Annotated in this window: 11 protein-coding genes; 9 read left to right on the top strand and 2 right to left on the bottom strand. The window is 43.7% G+C overall.

Annotated features, from left to right (window positions below; genetic code table 11):
• Positions 1-32: 32 nt before the first annotated feature.
• Together FWF39_RS04505 and fxsT are read right to left on the bottom strand one after the other, a co-directional pair.
• Complete coding sequence (locus FWF39_RS04505; RefSeq protein WP_343382249.1) at positions 33-875, bottom strand: tetratricopeptide repeat protein; 843 nt, start codon at positions 873-875, stop codon at positions 33-35.
• Positions 876-974: 99 nt separating this feature from the next.
• Positions 975-3,959, bottom strand: a complete 2,985-nt coding sequence (gene fxsT, locus FWF39_RS04500; RefSeq protein WP_343382248.1) for an FxSxx-COOH system tetratricopeptide repeat protein — start codon at positions 3,957-3,959, stop codon at positions 975-977.
• A 713-nt stretch (positions 3,960-4,672) separates the two neighbouring features.
• Here fxsT and FWF39_RS04495 point away from each other — a divergent pair.
• The 9 genes from FWF39_RS04495 (at position 4,673) to FWF39_RS04455 (ending at position 16,996) form a co-directional block, all read left to right on the top strand.
• Complete coding sequence (locus tag FWF39_RS04495) at positions 4,673-6,841, top strand: type IV secretion system DNA-binding domain-containing protein (protein ID WP_343382247.1); 2,169 nt, start codon at positions 4,673-4,675, stop codon at positions 6,839-6,841.
• 113 nt (positions 6,842-6,954) lie between these two features.
• Positions 6,955-7,941: an ATP-binding cassette domain-containing protein gene (locus tag FWF39_RS04490; protein WP_343382246.1), complete on the top strand. Its 987-nt coding sequence runs from the start codon at positions 6,955-6,957 to the stop codon at positions 7,939-7,941.
• On the top strand, positions 7,938-8,699 hold the full coding sequence (locus tag FWF39_RS04485) for an ABC transporter permease (protein WP_343382245.1): 762 nt from the start codon (positions 7,938-7,940) through the stop codon (positions 8,697-8,699). The genes FWF39_RS04490 and FWF39_RS04485 overlap by 4 nt, the downstream gene beginning before the upstream one ends.
• A gap of 308 nt (positions 8,700-9,007) precedes the next feature.
• Complete coding sequence (locus FWF39_RS04480; RefSeq protein ID WP_343382244.1) at positions 9,008-10,414, top strand: kelch repeat-containing protein; 1,407 nt, start codon at positions 9,008-9,010, stop codon at positions 10,412-10,414.
• Positions 10,415-10,840: 426 nt separating this feature from the next.
• The gene (locus FWF39_RS04475) at positions 10,841-11,470 is read left to right on the top strand and encodes a hypothetical protein (RefSeq protein WP_343382243.1); all 630 of its coding nucleotides are present in this window, start codon (positions 10,841-10,843) and stop codon (positions 11,468-11,470) included.
• Positions 11,471-11,513: 43 nt separating this feature from the next.
• Complete coding sequence (locus FWF39_RS04470) at positions 11,514-13,337, top strand: ATP-binding protein (protein ID WP_343382242.1); 1,824 nt, start codon at positions 11,514-11,516, stop codon at positions 13,335-13,337.
• Positions 13,338-13,551: 214 nt separating this feature from the next.
• A complete protein-coding gene (locus FWF39_RS04465) occupies positions 13,552-14,061 on the top strand; it encodes a BlaI/MecI/CopY family transcriptional regulator (RefSeq protein ID WP_343382241.1) in 510 nt (169 codons plus the stop codon).
• Positions 14,062-14,076: 15 nt separating this feature from the next.
• Positions 14,077-15,537, top strand: coding sequence for a M48 family metalloprotease (locus FWF39_RS04460; RefSeq protein WP_343382240.1), 1,461 nt, complete (start codon positions 14,077-14,079; stop codon positions 15,535-15,537).
• 103 nt (positions 15,538-15,640) lie between these two features.
• Positions 15,641-16,996 (top strand): YncE family protein, encoded by a 1,356-nt coding sequence (locus tag FWF39_RS04455; RefSeq protein ID WP_343382239.1) that lies wholly within the window; start codon positions 15,641-15,643, stop codon positions 16,994-16,996.
• Positions 16,997-17,434: the final 438 nt, after the last annotated feature.

Below are 17,434 nucleotides of genomic sequence, written 5' to 3'. Positions count from 1 at the left end.
CCGCTTCAGATGGTTGTAGCTACTTGTATTTATTACCAATTAAAAAATCGTTTTTTACCTTTTTTTTGTATTGCCAACTGTTTGCGTACTTCTTCAATGTTGTTGTATGCGGCTACGGTGTTTGAGTGTTCTTTACCTATTGTCTTCTCAAAAATTGTCAGAGCCTTACTATAATATTTTAATGCATCATCAAACTTTTCTTGTTGTTTATAGATGTCTGCAGTATCATAGTAAGTACCCGCAGTGTTTGGGTGCTCTTTACCCAAAACTTTCTCATGGATTGCTATGGCTTTGTTACCCCACTCTAAAGCCTCAACAAACATCCCCTGATGATAATAGATACCTGCAATTTTACGATAAGTATCTACTACGGCGTGTGGGTATTTTTCAACCAAAACTTTCTCATGGATTGCTATGGCTTTGTTACCCCACTCTAAAGCCTCAACATATTCCCCCTTAGAACAATGGGTGTCTGTTAGGTTGTTATATGTGATTGCGATTTTGCTGTATGTGGTTGCTGTGTCGGGGTGTTTTTTACCCAACACACTTTCACGAATAGTTAGTGCCTTATTATACCCCTCCAAAGCCTCAGCATGCCTACTTTGCTGCATAAACGTGTTTGCGACATTGTTGTATGTGGTTGCTGTAAGTGTGTGTTCTGTACCCAACTCGCTCTCACAGATTGTAAGAGCCTTTTTATACCACTCCAAAGCCTTAAAAAAATCGCCCTCCATATAGTATGTGTTTGCGATGTTGTTGTGTGTGGTTGCGGAGTAGGGTTGTTCTGTATTTAACAACCGTTCTCGCTCTGCTTTGAGTCCGCGAGCATAAGCCTCAGCCATGTTGGGGTCGAACTTGAACTGATTTTTACTCACTCTCTTCTCTCCTTTATAGTTGGAGTCTTGTTCTAATCACCATGTGTAAGGTGTGTGTTTGTGATGTTGTGTGTGGTTGCATCGTAGGTTGTTCTGTACTTAACAACTCCTCACCTTATCAATAACCCTTGCTATGTGAACCTGTACGGATACAGTGAGTTGGTGTTTTTCACCAAACACTTTTTCATAGATAGCTTTAACTTCCTCATACACACCCACAGCATCAAAATATTTTCCTTGCTGTTCATAAAGGTTTGCGATACCGCAATATGTGGCTGCGGTTTCGGGGTGTTCTTTACCTAATGTCTTTTCAAAAATTGTTAGAGCCTTACTATACCACTTTAATGCTTCATCAAATCTTCCCTGTTGTTTGTAGACGTATGCGATGCTGCCGTATTTTATTGCTGTGTTTGGGTGTTCTTTACCTAACACACTCTCACAAATTGTTAGAGCCTTATCACACAACTCCAATGCCTCAACATACCGCCCCTGTTCAGAATAAACTAGTGCGATGTTGGTGTATGTATTTGCGGTTTCGGTGTGTTCTTTACCTGGCTTTCTTTTGAGAATTGTTAGAGCCTTGTCATACCATTCCAATGCCTTGTCATAATCACCCTGTATACTGTGTGTGATTGCGATGTTGTTGTAGGTTATTGCTGTGTTTGGGTGTTCTTTACCAAATGCCTCCTCTTTGGCGGCTAGAGCTTTCTCATACCACTCAGTTGCCATAGAATAATTACCCTGATGTTGGTATACGTTTGCGATGTTGTTGTAGGTTATTGCGGTGCTTTGGTGCTTTTTGCCCAGCATCCACTCTTTTATAGATAGAGCTTTCATATACCACTTTAATGCTTCATCAAATTTTCCCTGCTGTTCATAGGTGTATGCAATGTTGCCGTAGATAGATGCGGTTTCGGGCTGTTCTTTGCCCCAGACTTTTTCGAATACCGTTGCAGCACTATTATACACATCTATAGCTGTACTAAATTGCGTGGTCTCTATGTATCCTAATCCTACAAAATGATATGCCTCACCAACAATTTTCTGTGTAGCATTATTGTCGCAAGTGTTTTCATAATATTTAGTCGCTGCCAAAGCATGTTTCGCAACTCGTTCAAATAAAGGCCGTGTTCCCCGTTCACTATCATAATTTTTAGGTACTGCTTTATACAGAACTTTAAAACAACATGTTACATAAGATGTATCCGCATAATTTTTGTGTATATCCCGCACAATCTCTTGCACAAGCCGATGTATGTTGATTAAGTAATCGTCTTTGCCCTCTCGCTCAATAAGTGAATAACGCAACAACAAAGCAACCGCATCAACAATACACAATTTATCTATTTTTTGTAAATCTACAAAAAACATCAATTCTTGATGTTCTACAAAAACCTCAAGCGGTATATTATTTGAATCCACATACGCAAATACATTAAACAACTCGCTGACAATATTGTTTTCCCTTTTAATTTTATCAAACGAAATTTGCCACGTTGTTGTCACGATTTTTTTGTAATATTTTTCATCTGGCTTTGCATAGTCTTTATCAAGGGTACTTAAACCATGCCCTGATAGCATATCCAAGTATCCAGAAAATGACCACTCGACATTTCGCATGTATGCGGCGGCTTGTTCAAGTGCAAGGGGCAAATAGCCAAGCCGCTTCGCCACATCCTCCACTCCAGCCCAAGTATGTTGTTGTTCTTTTCGCCCAGTGCGTTTCAATAAAAACTCCACAGCTTCCGACTCAGACATCAAAGGCAAACCCATAGTAGGTTCACCACCCCAACTAGCATCACGCGTAGTCAACAACACATGACCACAATACTTTTTTGACATATACCGCTCTACAACTATCTCACTCTCGGCATTATCAAAAATAAGCAGACGCTTTCTATGCTCACCCAACCAATACTGCCAACGATTAAGCAACTCATCAGGTTTTATATCCGATGCTTTTACCTCATCAAGCACGCCAACTTTTATCAAAACCTCCCGACAACCCTGCATCAGATCCAGCTCACTCTCAGCATTCAACCACCAAACCCCATCACCATAGCCATCTAAATGCCTATGAGCATACTCCAACACAGTCTGAGTTTTACCCACACCCCCCAAACCACTAACAACCCGTATTGCATGCATATCATCAAATGTCTTTTGCAGTCCCTCGAGTTGGTTCTCTCGACCTGTAAAGTAGGGGTTCTTTGGAGGAAGGTTGTTTAACGGTTGACCACCATTAGTGTCTCTGTAGAGTCTCTCTAAAATAATTCGAACGGCATCATGATTTTCTTTATCATCATCATCCGTTCTGATATGGTTATACAAGATGGGGAAAATATTCATCTCCCCCAAATCGGCACGTTTTTTTGGCATTTCAGTTTTTGTGCAATTAACTATTGCAAAATGCTCTATGCCTTCACCCTCTGGTTGTGTAAGCATTTTTGCCCATTGTTTTAATGTATGGTCGTCTTTGAGACTACATCCTAGGAAAAGCACCGTTTGGTTAGTAAGAATTTTTTCTAATGCTATAATGAAATCTGTTTTTTTGTCTGTATCTGGATATGCTTGGCTATATGATTCACGTGTTAAAATGATGCTGTCTGGTTTGAGTACACAACCATGAAGCTTTAAAATCGCAGATGTTCCCATTTGTACAGCACGGTTGAGCTTACTATATTCACCTGGGTGGGCAACAACTGCACCGCTATAGAGGTGCTCTAATAATCTGTCAAAGTTTGTTGTGATTACAACACCTCTAAAGAGTTTAGGTAGCAAACCGATCGCTTCATTTTGAACCCGGCTCGCACGGCGGTTCCAATCGGCCGGTAAAAATTTGCCGCCAAAGGCGTTTGCAACATCTATTTGGAAAAGATGTTCGCCGCCACGTTTAGTGGATAGTTCTGAAGCAACATCTAGCGGATCGGACGGATCATCCTTTTCAATATCCAAAAAGGCTCTCCAGGACGGGAACCCGGCGGGAACAGATAATCCCGCACCGACGAACGGCACAAGTCCCCTGTCTTTATATCGTTTAAGAATATTGCGATAAATCTCGATGTTGTCTGCATCATCGTTCATTATGTCTTCAAATGTTAAATGCATCGCAAGCCTTCCCTTACGCTATTTCTCCGTAGTAACACATAAAAAGTTGTTGCGGCGGCTCTGTAAGAGGCGGCTTTAGCAATATGCCTCTTTCTTGTCAGTGATGCTTCTGGTTTTGATCCAACAAACTTGATTGTCACTGGAACTGTTGAACTGATGATGCGGAAGGTGAGGTTCGAATCCCTATAGCATGCTGATATTGTTCTGGAACGGGTTTCTTTTTCGTATTTTTCTCTTTTTTATAACTGAGCTGTGTGGTGGTTCCTGTCTGTTGGTGTGTTTGGTTGGTGTGTGGTTTTTTTTTGATATTTATGTTGGTTTGGGGTCGTGTATGATTCATTTGTGAGCCAAAATAGTTTGAGATTTGTTATATCTTAAGTAACATTTAAATTATTATATCCACTAACCCAGTTGGGTGAAGAGTGCCTGTGATGCTGTCAAACAAAAAATTCGGAGTACACACTCCAAATACCGAATGTTATGTCCAAATTGCGCATAACGATAGCTGAGTAGGAACAGTCTCACCCCATACCTCCCTATAAACCATAACCAAACAACCCACAAACCAACAACAAACTAACCCCTCTGCACTACACACCAAAAAATGTGCCGATCCATTTTTTGAGTTGACCTAACCTGTGGTTTTGCTTTTTAAAACAGATTATATTATCTGCCAAGCGAGGCTTACAATGACTAAACCACAACCAACTCCAGATGAGCTAAATCGCGCCCGTCTCCACATATTGGGTATTGACGCCGAGACGGATCCCGTGATTGGAAAAAAATTACAGCGCGGTATCTATGGCTCTGACCGTATACACCTGCTGGTTATGGGCTTTCCCGGCTCAGGTAAAACCCGCTTCTTGCTCTCCCTAATAAAACAACACATCGACGCCAACGAAGGCTTCTTAGTCCTAGACTCCCACCACGACCTCACACCCCTCATCCTATCCCATATCCCAGCTGAAAAATGGGACAAAGTAATCTATATCAATCCCTGGTCAGCCTTTGAAACTAAATACAACCACCAAGTCGTCCAAATCAACTTTTTAGACTCACCTGATCCCACCCTTCGCGACATAGTCGCCCGCATGTTCATGGACACCCTAGAAAAAATCTATGAACGCTACTGGGGCCCCCGCCTAGACATGATCCTGCTAAACGCCCTCTACCTGCTCCTAGAAAAAGAAAACGCCAAACTCCCCGATCTCTACAAATTATTAGTTGATTCCAAATTCAGAGAAACCCTGCTTAGCAGTTGCAAAGACCCAAATGTCAAACTCTTTTGGGAAAACCAATACCAAAAAATGCCCAAAGACGCCTCCATAGCAGTTCTAACTAAACTCTACCGCCTAGTTCAGGAACGCATAATTTTACCTCTCTTTATGGGCGAGAAAAACGGCTTAAACTTCCGAGACGCCATGGATCAACAAAAATTCATCATAGTCGATCTCCCCGAGGGCCGCATCACAACCGATATAGCCAACTTTGTAGGTAGCCTCATCCTATCTAGCACCTACCTCGCCGCCATGTCACGCGAAGACACCCCCGAAAAAGACCGTACACCCTTCTTTGTATATATCGATGAAGCCTACCGATACACCACCAAAAGCATCCCCGAAACCCTCCAATCACTGCGAAAATTCCATGTATATCTGACCCTAGCCAGCCAATACCTCGAACAATATCGCAAAGACATCCAAGAAGCCATCACCCAAACATGCGAAACCATAATCTCTTTTCAAGTCGGAGCAGACACCGCCAAAACCCTTGAAAAATTCTACCCCAAAAAATACGGATATCAAACCCTGATGAATCTGCCCCGTCACCACTTCTTTGTCTCCACCCCCTTCCAAGGCAACCGCGAATACCAAGTCCTCCAAACCATAGACCACAAAACCGGACCCACCAACCCCGAGCACATAATCAAGCACAGCCTCCAAAAATACGGACACAAAATCGACCCCACAACCCTTATGGGCCAAACAAAAAACCAAACCACCCCCCAAACCTTTCTAGACTGGCCCATAACCCCCGCTGAGTGGCTAGTCCTGCTAACCCTGCGCTTATTCGGCGGCACAACCGATGAAGAAACCCTGCGCAAACAACTCCTATACAACCACACTCAACCCAAAGCCTACGCCCTAACCGAAGCCGAACTAACCAATGCCCTAAAAAACCTCACCATCGACAACCTCAAACGCAACGCCTGGCTAACCTATAGAGACCAAACAAACCCCAAAAATCAAACAACACCTAACAACAACCCCAAAACCGACCCAAACAAACCCGAACACCTGCGCATATGGAGTTTAGCCATAGCCGACGATGAAGTTGCTAGGCGGCTTCTCGATAGCACCTTTAGAGGAGAAAAAGCAGGCGGAGTTAAACACATACAAACCATCATAACCCAACAAAAAAAGTACTGGCAAAACGGCTGGATCGTAACCATAGACACAGGCCAAACAGATGCAAGCATAGCCGATCTCTACATCACCCCCACCCTGCCAATCCCCACCCCAAAAGGCAAAGGCCACATCGACCCCAACTGCTGGAACTACAAACACAGCTTTGCAGTTGAAGTAGAGAGCTACCCACAAAAACACTGGGACCGCCTAGAGAACAACTATAGACGCAACAAACAAATGGGCTTCCCAACAATCTTTATAGTCCCCAACCAAATCGATGCAGATAAACTAAAAGACAAACTCACTGAATGGAAAGCCACCATAGTGGCAAAATCTGCAAAATTTGAACCCGACCACCCCGAGATGGCAACCATCGAAATAGACCCAACCCTTGGTAGCCAAAACAGACTTCTGGGCTTCTGTAAAAACAACCCCGATTCTCCCTCATAGGTCTTGTTTTGTTTTGTTTGTTGTGGTTGGTAATTAAATTTGGTTGTTGTGTTAGGATCTTATCTTGTCTTGGGGTGCTGAAGTCTTATATAGCGCTGAGGCGAGGTCGCCTTATGAATAGTGATTGTGTTATTGAGATTAAACAGTTGCAAAAAACTTTTGTTTTAAAGGAACGCGGTAAGAAACGCCAAGTGGAAGCTGTTCGAGGAGTGGATTTAGTTGTTAAGCGGGGACAAATTTTTGGGTTTCTGGGTCCAAATGGTGCTGGAAAATCAACCACTCAAAAAATGCTCTCAACCCTTCTGCGTCCCAGCGGAGGAGAAGCAACCGTTCTAGGTTATGATTTAGTTAAACAGTCCGATAAAATTCGCCAAAACGTAGGCTTTGTAAGCCAAGCCGGAGGAGCAAATTTAGCGTTTAGTGGAACAGAGAATTTGGTTCTCCAAGCCCAACTCTTTGGCATAGACGCAACAACTGCTAAACGCTCCGCCGCCGAATTTTCTCAGCGCTTTCAAATGACTAGCTACATCGATCGCCCTGCATCCACTTATTCCGGTGGACAGAAGCGGCGTTTAGATATCGCTTTGGGGATGATTCATCACCCTAAATTGCTCTTACTTGATGAGCCCACAACAGGGCTTGATCCCCAGAGCCGGGCCTATCTTTGGGTTGAGATACAAAAACTCAAAGACGACGGCGTTACCATACTGCTAACAACCCAGTACATGGATGAAGCAGACAAACTCTGTGATACCATCGCCATTATTGATCATGGCCAAATTATAGCCCAAGGCACCCCTGATGAGTTAAAACGCTCCGTAGGCGGCGACACCATCGTTTTTAGTTTTACCTCCCCTGAGGTTGTCCATAAAGCTGAAGAATTGCTAACCACCCATGTAAAGCTGGAGCGCCTCCAAGTGAGTGAGAACTCGGTTTATCTTACCCTAAAGGATGGCGAAAAAACACTGCCCGATCTGCTACGCTTATTGGATGGTTCCGATTTACCCGTTCATAGTGTGACCCTTGCCCGGCCCAGTTTAGATGATGTGTTCTTAAAATATACTGGACGCTCAATGCGCGAAGACGGTGAAAAACAATGAAGTTACTCCATGACGTACGCCTGATGTTTAGCGCAAATATGATTCACAGCCTCAAAAGTCCCATATTTATCTTCATAAACATGTTCCAGCCTTTGATGTATCTTATTTTGTACATGCCGTTGCTGGGCGGATTGGGAAGTGTTCCAGGGTTTACTGATGGAAACACTGCAAACGTTTTCATCCCCGGACTTTTGGTCATGCAAGCAATTTTCGGCTGCGCATTTGTAGGCTTTCCTCTAATCGATGAAATCCGCTCAGGCGTCATTCAACGCTACCTCGTCACCCCAGTGAGCCGCTCAGCCATCATACTTGGCAAAGTCCTACGCGACGTAGTTGTCTTGCTTGCTCAGTGCATACTAATAACACTGGTCGCCCTCCCCTTTGGACTAACCCTAAACCCCGCCGGCTTTGCCTTATCCCTAGTCCTCTATGTCCTAATAGGCGCCATCATGGCCTGCCTCTCCTACTCCTTTGCGCTTATCTACAAAGTCGAAGACGCCCTAGCACCCACCCTAAACACCATAACCCTCCCAGTCTCACTTCTATCCGGCATATTTCTCCCCCTAGCACTTGCCCCCCTCTGGCTGCAATACCTCGCAAAAATCAATCCCTTCTCATACGGCGTAAACGCAACCCGCGACCTCTTTGTCGGAAACTTTCAAAGCATCAACATACCCCTAGGCTTTATCATAATCAGCATTATGTCCATCATCATATTCTACTGGTGCCTCCAATCACTCAAAAAAATGACCACCTAACCACAACAACAAACCCCACCCTCACAATTCACCGCTACCCAGCTTTTCTTCCTCCTCTCTTCATTGTTTATCTAACGACTTTTTCAAATTGAGCAAAAAAGGCTCTCTCTAATTTTTACCCTGCACCGTCAACTTGCACTAACACAAAGGCAAAGTCTCTGTTTTGTGTTGTTAGAGTTATGGCCGGTTGGGTTGGGTTTGATTCATTTTTACGTAAACTTTATGTTGTATAATGTGGAGTTATAGCGGGGATAGGCATGAATAGGTTTGTTTGTTTCGTGTTGTTTCTCTTTTTTACAGGAGTATTTTTGGCTGTTGGGGTTTGTTCGGTTGAGGCTTTGCCTTTGGTTGAGGATTCTTGGAGTTCAAAGGCTTCGATGTCTCAGGCGAGATCGGGTTTGGGGGTTGTTGCTGTGGAGGGTAAGATCTATGCGATCGGCGGCACCACCTCGGGTCTATTTCCTGATAAACTTGTGGGTACTAATGAGGTGTATGATCCTGTGACGGATACTTGGACTACTTTGGCGGCTATGCCTACGCCTAGGAGTCATTTTGCTATAGCAGCTTATCAAAACAAGATTTATTGCATAGGCGGATATGTGGGTGTAACCAAGGATCGGTGGGGATTCTATTCGTATATCACTTCGGATGTGGTTGAGGTTTATGATACGACCACAAACACCTGGACAAAGGGTCTGGCCCGTCCGCCCTACACGTTGACGAACAGACAAGCGTTGGTTGTAAATGGGCAAATTTTTGTTCCGATGGGTTTTCATAATTTGTGTATGTTTGATCCGCTTACTGGGGTGTGGACTGATCAAGGTTTGATGCCTGTGACTCCTCAGAGTAGTCGTTCGGTGGCTAGTTCGCGTCCTGTTGCGTTTGTTATGGATAATAAGATTGTATTTACTGGTGAGTTTGTATCCCGCGATTTTCCAGAGTGGAGTGATCTCTATATTTATGGTTCTCCTGAGCCGATGGTTTTGGTTTATGATCCTGTGTTTTGTGTTTGGAGTCGGGAGGTGGTGGGGCCTATGATTTTTTGTTCTGGGGTGGGTTTGATGACTTCGGGTGTTTTTGCTCCTCAGAGGGTTTATTTTTTGGGGCAAGCGCCGGGTAGTACTTTTCGTGAGGTGTTGACTAATCAGGCTTATGATTTTGCTGATAATTCTTGGTTACTTGGGGAGGCTATGCCTCATCTTCGGTTTGATTTTGGTGCGGTAATAGTTGATGATGTTTTGTATGTGATTGGCGGCTATGTTTCTTCGGAGGTTGCTGGGAGTTCTTCTGTGGTGTCTGTTGCGTTTAATGAGATGTATGTGCCGTTTGGTTATCGGTCTGTTCCTGTGGTTGAGCTGGTTTCTCCGGTGAGCCAGGTTTATAATGGGTCGAGTATAGAGTTGGAGTTTGTTGTGGATCGTCCGTGTAGTTTGTTGTATTATTGTGTTGATGGCGGGGATCTTGTGACTGTTGAGGGTAATGCTACTTTGTCAGACTTGTCTTCGGGTGTTTATAGTGTGGTGGTTTTTGCGGAGGATATGTTTGGTAATGTTGGTGTTTCAGAGACGGTTGTTTTCACGGTTGTTTCTGAACCTGATTCTATATTATCTACTCCTGTTTTGGCGGTATTGTGTGTAGTGCCTGTGTTAGTTGTAACTGCTTTCTTGTTGTTTTTGAGAAGACGCAGGTCGATCCGCTCTTTGCAGACGGGTTGATGTGCAGTAGGTGTCAAAATGGTTTATGCGGCGGTGGAGCAGATTTCTCTAAACGTTACACACCTTGTTTTCAGCAAAATTTGTATCTACACAAGAACATACGCTTGTTTTCTGTATCTCAGTTGGCAGGATTAATGTTAATGCTGAAAAGTCGAATAGACACCAATGGCGATTTTTTACACACCTTATAACGATCTCTGTTGAGTGCTCTGCAAACATAAAACTTTGTACTGTACCTGTTGTTCTTTAGAGTATCACGTGTTTCTTTGATCTGCATTTTAATTTTTGCCTGTTTGGTTTAAAAATTCTTGGCAAATAGTGTGAGTGATGATGCTATGGCTATCTCAGTAGTAGTGTGTAAATTAACTAAATCAAGTTGTAGCCAATGCGGTTTGTTGATCTTTGTTATTGTTGAGGGTGGTTTGGTTGTCTGAGTTGGTGTCGTCTTTGTGGTTTGAGGATGTGGGGTTTTTTCATGAACCTATACTTGATACTCCGCTTGGCCGGTTTTCTATACGTCAAACCCTTATCTTTTTAGTCTTTGGTCTCTTGGCTTGGCTTGGTTCGCTTCTTTTTTCTGATTTGGCGCTAAAAATTGTGGTAGCCGGGTCGATATTTTTTAGTGGTGCTGCCATTTTTACTCGAAAAATCAAAACTCTGCCCCCCGAAGTTCACCTGCTCTACCTGATACAAAGAGGTCCCTTGCAAAAACCCCCAACTAACCCCGAGTCGATTGAGCCTCCAACCCAGTCGTTGTTGCTCTCGGCCACTCTTGGGGTCCCCCTAAAAGTGGTTGGTGTACTCAAAGATCTCACAACTGGTGAGGTTCTCTCAGATAAACCCTTCAACGTAAATCTAGACAACATCCCCTATGCAAAGGGTCTGACTGATAAAGAGGGCTTTTTTTGCACCTACATTGTTCCTGACCGCTTCGGCCTTTTCCAAATAACTATCCAGCCCGAAGACGCCCAAGAACCCATCCAACAAATAACCCTAAACGTTAATTCTAAAACGGAGGCAACCCAAAACGCAGAAACTAAAAAAATCAACCCCTGAAACTTCTCTGTGCACCTATGAAGTGTTCCCCGTAAATTTTGTCATGCTTCCCAAACAAAGGCGTGTTGAAACTCTTGGGCGCTTCCAACGGCTCCTAAACAGTTTGCCTTGTGAAACAAAACTAAGTGCTCAAAAAACTCAACAAACCCTTGAAATCGCAGAAAACCAACTCACAACCACCTACTATCGCTTCTACCTCCAAACCCAAGAACCCCTTGATTGGTTAATTGAGCAATGCGGCTTTAAACACCAACCCCTAACTGAGCTCCCCCAAACCAAAGTTACCCAAACTTTTTCTAAATATCTCACCCTTGAGAGCGGTAGACTCGAACAAACCTTCACAGTGTATCAGTTGCCCGGAACATTGTTGCCCGGATTTATAAGTGAACTCTATGGGTTATGTGAGCGTGTGTTGATCTGTATTAGGCCTCTCTCCCCTGAGGCGGCCTCTGCACAAATGGGCAAATACCTCAGATTACTAAAGAGCATTCTCTTAGCTGATCAAACCAAGGGCCGTCTAACCAAAGACGAAATCAAACATAAACACAACATGGCTCAAGTCACCTACCAAAATCTCATCGCTGCCACCACGCGTCTCTTTGAATTAAAAATTAATCTTACAATAGAAGCCGCCACCCTTGCAGAACTCAAAACTAACACTAAAAAACTTAAAGACACCCTCCAAGCACGATTTATACGCTTAGACTGCCCCGCATATATGCAGCCTGAACTGGCTCAAGGCGAGGTAGCAAAAAAACTTGTAGTGGACACCACCACTGCTAGTGCCTTTTTTCCTTTTGTCTCAGCTGATCTAGTGGAGTCGCCTGGCGGAGTATTTTTAGGTGTAAATCAGCTCACAGGCGCACCGGTAATGTTTGATCCCCATTTACGCATGAACCAAAACATATTGATCCTAGGAAAAAGTGGTAGCGGCAAAAGCTTCACCTCAAAGATCCTCCTCACCCGTCTGCTGCAAAAACACAAAAACCTCGCCTATTACATCGTGGATCCCGAAAACGAATACAGCGAAGTCGCCCGTTGCTCAGACGCCGAAATCCTAGATATCACCGCTGAGAAACAGTTAGGCTTAGATCCCATCCAGATCTTTAGCGACAACAAAGACACCGCAGCAGGCATCCTTGCCGATCTAACCGGCATAGAGGACCACCACAACTACCAAGAACTGCGCACTATTGTGGGCATAAGCAAAGATCTGCTTGAAGTCTACCAAAACAGTCCCCCCAACCTAAAAGACCGTCTCGCACCCTTTGTAACAGGGCCTGATAGTTTTCTAACTCTGGGCCAACCCCAGCGATTCTCTGAGCGCATGGTCTTTAACCTAAGCGGTCTGCACCGACAGCTTGCCTTAACACAGCGCCGCAGTCTAACCTTTCAAGCGGCAAACGTTTTGGTCTTTAGTAAAATCTGGCAAATGCTTGACAACACCAAATTCCTCCCTCTCCACACCCCCAAACTAGTGATAATCGATGAACTCTGGCTATACACCGCACTGCCCGCCTCAGCTAGCTTTCTTGAAGGCGTCTCACGCCGAGGCAGAAAACGAAACGTAATTTTACTGCTAAACTCCCAACGTTTAGCCGATGTGGTGGAAAACCAATCTGGGAAAGCAGTTATTGAAAACTGCGCAACCAAAATGCTGCTCCGACAAGACGAATCCGCCATAAGACTTGCAGGCCAAACCCTAGGATTGTCCCATACCGAACAAGAAGCATTGCTAGAGTTAAACCAAGGCCAAGGACTGATTACCGCAGGCGACATCCACCTGCCCATCGACTTCCTAGCAACCCAAGAAGAATACTCCCTTTTTACCACCAAACCCACCGAAAGAAAAACCAACCCAACTTGAATGATGGATGGCACTAACAAATAGATGTTGCAAATTACAAAATAGCTGGCCTGTCAAACATTTATCCAGATCCCTGGAGTACGGTTAACCAACACAGGAGGTCGCCTGTGGATGTCATAAAATCGGTGCTTTCTTTGCAGGCACGGCGGCTTTTCGAGGTCTCTATTTTTTTGTCTGTCTCTATGGCGGTATGTTTCTGATGTTGGTAGAGGTTTTGGAAAACATTAAATACCTACCATGCATGGTGGTATCTGAGGAAGAAACAACGACTGAAGAAAAGAAAGTCTCATTTATTCAGTACAATGCTGAAGGCAATAATCTGGAAGCTTTTCTTGGCCCCTTAGAGGCAAATATACTTCAAACCATGTGGGATTTAAAAAAATATCCCATAACCGTTCGAGAAGTGTTAGAAAAACTCAAACAGCAAAAATCAATCGCATACACCACCGTTATGAACACAATGGATCGGCTCTACGAAAAAGGCCTGCTTGATAGAAAAATTGAAAAAAGCAAAAGCGGAGCCTACCTTTACTATGTGTATTGGCCTAAACTTGAGGAGACCAACTTTAAAGAAACGGCTGTTCGTCAGGTGCTGGGTAGTCTTTTAGATAATTTTGGTGATTTGGTAACTACTTGTCTTGTAGACAAAGCGGTACTCAATGATCAAGAATTAGAGGCTCTAAAAGAGCGGGTTGAGAAAAACCTAAAAGAAAAACAGAAATAACGCTGATGATTTGCTATGGTGAGTATTGCTGATTTTGTATTTCAACTCAGCCAGCCTGCCTTTTTCTACTCCCTAGTTTCTCTTCTTGCAGCTTTTTTCTTCATTAAAATTTACCTAAAACTTAACCCCTCGATCTCTAGGTATCGTCGGAGTTTAATGTGGTTAGTGCCGTTGGTTCTTCCGGTTTGTGTGTTGCTTGTATTTCAGCCTCAGATAATGATGGCGGCGGTTCAAACCATTTCAATCAAAGTTTCAGGTTATGAAATCCTTGCTGTCTCACCTAGTGTTTTGTCGGTTACCGGCTTGATTTGTCTTAGCGGAGCTATTACCGCGGTTGTTTTTTTGGGTTTGGTACTGTGTTTTGGTAGCAGATTTGCTCATAAGCGGTTTCATATCGTTTTGATGGCTCCAGATGAGTATGTGGATGTTCAACAAAAAGTTAAGACAACCGCGCGTAGTCTTGATCTTAAGGCGCCCAAAGTTGGTTTAGTGGATGATTTGGTGCCTAATGCCTTCACTGTTGGGCATGGACGTGGGGCTACCATAGTTTTTTCTTTGGGGCTTCTAAATATGCTTAATCTTGATGAGCTGTCTGCTGTGATTGCGCATGAGATGGTGCATATCAAAGAGAAAGATTTTCTCTTCAAAAGCACTGTAAACGCCTTGAGTGTTTTGTCATTTTTTAATCCCTTTGCCTATCTTGCGGCATCCCATGTGCAAAAAGAGCGGGAGTTGCATGCAGATGCAAAAGCGGCTGTTTTACTTGATGAGCCGGGTGTGTTGGCGGGGGTTCTTGCAAAAATCGAATCTGTTGTAGCACAATTTCCTAAGCCTCGCTTTGTTGATGTTGTGTCTTCTAATTTGTTTCTTGTTTCTCCGCTTGTTCCTGCGCCGCGTTTACTTCTTGCGTCGCATCCCAAAATAACTCAGAGGATTCAGAACATAAATTTCCTCAAAAATGGCTCTTCTAAGAAACGCCGTCGTTTAGTTTCAACTATTTTGTTGGTGTGTGTGCTTGTTTGTGGTGTTGGGGCGGTTGTTTATACAGCTATGCAGGTTCAAGATTTGGCTTATCAAAATGGGTGTGTTATGATGATGGCGGAGAATCAGAAGTATTATCTCTATAATGATGCTTTGGGACGGTTTAATCCTGGTGCTCCTACGGGAATTCTTTTTCTTGATGAGGAGAATGCGTTGCGTTTTCTGTCTTATTTAGCCTTAGATGATGTATATGTTGCTGGCTATGAGTATTTTGATGGTGCTTGGTATACTGCGTGTTATTTGTCTTGTTGTGTTGGCGCCAATGGGGAAACTGTTATTGGTGGTGGGGGGTCACCGTCGTTAGTTGTGTATAGTGATCGTGTTGTTGTTGCTGGGCAGAGCGGTTGTCCGTTTTCTCCGTTTGATTCGTTGCGCTTAAAGCCTGATATTGTTGTGTATGATCAGCAGCATTTCAGGATGAGTAATATGTCCTAGTCTATGTTTTGGATATAACCAAAATTTACCTACCATTGTCAATAGTAAGTAATATATGGTTCACTGCACACAACATCTAACAACGAAAAAGGAGAAATGTACCATGAAACTAAACCTAAACTATATCTTCGGTGGGTTAATGGTGGCTGTTTTCCTAGTTACCTGCCTGTCTTTGCCTGTCTTATCCGCGGCAAACAGCGAACCCACAGTGTTTGTCGGAGGATATCTATGGTCCATAGCAATATCTCCCGATGGCAAAAACATCTACGTCACAAACAGCGAAACCGTCTCTGTAATAGACACCTCTGCCAACAAACTCTTAACATCAATAAAGACCGGCGACAAACCCTGGGCAGCAACTACATCCCCTGATGGCAAATACGTCTATGTCATAAACCGCGACCTATACTACGCCCAACTGGACGTGCCCTATGTACTGCCCGATGGACGCCAACTATTTGAGGCTACAGTTATGAATGCATCACTTTCTGTTATAAGCACCGCTACAAACACAGTGGTGGCAACAGTTATGGGCATAGATGATCCTTTGGCCTTGGCAGTGTCCCCTGATGGCAAATATGTCTATGTACTAGACAACAAACCCTCTGAGGCAGCAGTTGGAGGCGGCGGAGATCTTTTAGTGATAAATACAGCCACAAACTCTATCTCATCTGTACTGTCTTTCATAGATGGAATCCCTCTGGATTTAGTTGTCTCACCTGACGGAAAATACGTTTATTTCACACAAGGCACAGGCTTTATCTCAGTAGTAGACACCACAACTAACACACGAGTAGCCCGCATATCCTTTGGCTATGGCAACGGCATCAATTATTTGGCAATATCACCTGATGGAGCATTCCTTTACATAGCAGGCTTTACAGATTATCTGACAGGTACTCTGGGCGTTTATGTAGTAGACACCAAAACCAACACCATAGTTACAGCTATATCTGGCTTAGGCGCCCCAAATGGGTTAACGGTATCCCCTGATGGAAAATATTTGTATGTCACTGAGTTATGGAATAATACAGTTTCAGTAATAAACACAAACACTAACCGCGTTGAGTACACTATCAGTGCCGGCGTAAACTACCCCCAAGGAATTGCCATATCCCCCGACGGCAAGACTCTGTATGTAGCGAACAACGTATACGCCCCCAAGAAAGACTGCGAATTCGGTGTAGACTACTTTGGGGAAATTCTAACAACACATACTGATCCAAATACCATCGAAACCACAACAACAAGTAGTGCTTCTGCGTTTGAGTCTTCAAATTCAGACATCTACGTTGTTGCTCAAAGTGTAGGCAATGCGGCTTCAAATTCTGATGCTGATTCGTTTGTTCCCTTTAGTCCTTTGCAGTCACTGATAATTGTGCTAATTTCCTGCGTAGTTGCAGCAGGCCTTCTAACGGTCGTACAAATGAAATACGGATCTGCAAAAAAACACCAATAAACCCAAACATAAGATCTAACAATGTGGGCTAAACGCCCACAAGTTAGCCTTTTTCTATTCTGTTGATATTTTGATCGTGCTTGTCGTATTGTTAAGCCCTGTTTGAGCTATCTGGCTATCCACCAAATACTTGGATGATGTTATCCGGCAGACTATTTGTTGCTCTGAGCCAACACTATTTCGATCTATAACGCTTGTTTTATGGAATTTCTTTTGTGAGTGCCAGTGGCAACTATTTGTTTGCATCAAGCGTTTGGCGTTATTATGACTACTGTAAATGAATGTACCTTAAACCTTATTTTAAGTCCTGCCCACGTATTGCTTTGACCGCATTATAAGTTAGGATATAGATGTTTTAGTTTACCTCTTGCTTGTTTTGTGGTAAAATGCCAATCTATCTGCTTACCCGAACCATTTCGATCTGCCGCCCAAACCGAC

Source organism: Candidatus Bathycorpusculum sp. (assembly GCF_009778815.1).
Lineage (GTDB): Archaea > Thermoproteota > Bathyarchaeia > Bathyarchaeales > Bathycorpusculaceae > Bathycorpusculum > Bathycorpusculum hydrogenotrophicum.
This window is presented reverse-complemented; position numbering and strand designations above follow the sequence as displayed.